Origin of the sequence: Synechococcus lacustris str. Tous, assembly GCF_003011125.1 — a bacterium.
In the GTDB taxonomy this organism is placed as follows: Bacteria; Cyanobacteriota; Cyanobacteriia; order PCC-6307; family Cyanobiaceae; genus Synechococcus_D; species Synechococcus_D lacustris.
Window position 1 is genome coordinate 1 of record NZ_PXVC01000182.1, and the last position, 1,474, is coordinate 1,474.

Here is a 1,474-nt window from a genome sequence, read left to right on the forward strand (position 1 = left end):
CTCAATCCCAAAACGACCGACCTGGCCGACACCACACTGGTTGGATTTGTCCCGATGGCATTGCTCGGAAAGTCGTACTTGGATGCTTTCGCGTTTCAGCCGAGGCCGTGGGCAGAGGTGAAGCGGGGCTATAGCCACTTTCGCGATGGCGACGTGCTGCTGGCGAAGATCACACCGTGCTTCGAAAACGGCAAGGCTGGGTTGGCCCGCGGGTTACCGAATGGTGTTGGCGCTGGCAGCACCGAATACTTCGTCTGTCGGCCTCAATCGGGCGTCATCGAATCGCGTTACTTGCTGGCGTTCCTCAAAACCAGCGACTTCGCGAACGAAGGCGCCACTCGGATGACGGGCTCCGTGGGCCACAAACGAGTACCCAAGGAATATTTGAGTGAGCGCGTTCTTCCTCTGCCACCGCTGAAAGAACAAACCCGCATCGCCGACCAACTCGACACCCTGCTGGCCCGCATCCAAGCCTGCAACGACCGCCTGGACGCCATTCCGGCGTTGCTCAAGCGGTTTAGGCAGAGCGTCCTGACTGCGGCAATGTGTGGTTCGTTGACCGCTGAATGGCGTGATACCGAAGCTCGGCACGACCGCTTGCCGGCATTTATTGAAGGCGACTTGGGCGATGCGACTCAGAGCGGATCACCGGTCTCGGTGCCGAGTAGCTGGCGCATTGTGCTGGCCCGAAACGCAGTTCAGCCCGAAGCGGGCATCGTCTACGGGATCGTGCAACCTGGCCCGAAGTTGGCCGATGGCATTCGCTATGTGCAGATAACCGATATCGTAAATGGACGTATCCAAATACAGAGCTTGTCCCATACGAGCGAAGAAATTGCCAATAGCTACCAAAGATCGTCGATTCGAAAGGGCGACGTCCTCCTGGGCATTATCCGAGCATTGAAGGTTGCGGTCGTGCCTGACGAACTTGAAGGCTCGAACATCTCCCGCAGTGTTGCGCGCCTGCGCCCGCGGGAGGGCGTATCGCCAAAGTTCTTGGCATATGCGCTCCAGTCACCAGCGGTCCAGGAATGGTTGCGCTCGCAGCATCGCGGAATGGACATGCCGGTGCTGAATCTGTCGGAAGTCAGGCTCGCTCCGATTCCGATTGCACCTACAGACGAGCAAGCCGAGATCGTCCGGCGCGTCGACGCCCTCTTCATGCTTGCCGACCACATCGAAGCTCGGCACGCCGCCGCGGTCGCGCAAGTACGACGTCTCACCCCGCTGACTCTTGCCAAGGCCTTCCGCGGCGAACTGGTGCAGCAGGATCCGAACGACGAACCCGCCAGCGTCCTGCTCCAGCGCATTTCCTCGGCACCTATCACAGCGGCGAAGGCTCCGCGTGGCCGACCTCGAACCCAGCGAGCGAGCAAGCCCACCACGCTGCCGGCCTTGCAGCTCGATGGGGCTGCGCTACCCGCTGGAGCCTGGGCCGCCAACGGGCCACCCGACGAGCATGCAACCGCAGCAC

The 1,474-nt window shown here is 61.1% G+C and carries 1 protein-coding gene; it reads left to right on the forward strand.

Annotated elements, in window-relative coordinates:
• On the forward strand, positions 1-1,474 hold a 1,474-nt coding region (locus C7K08_RS14085; RefSeq protein ID WP_106501134.1), incomplete at both ends, for a restriction endonuclease subunit S.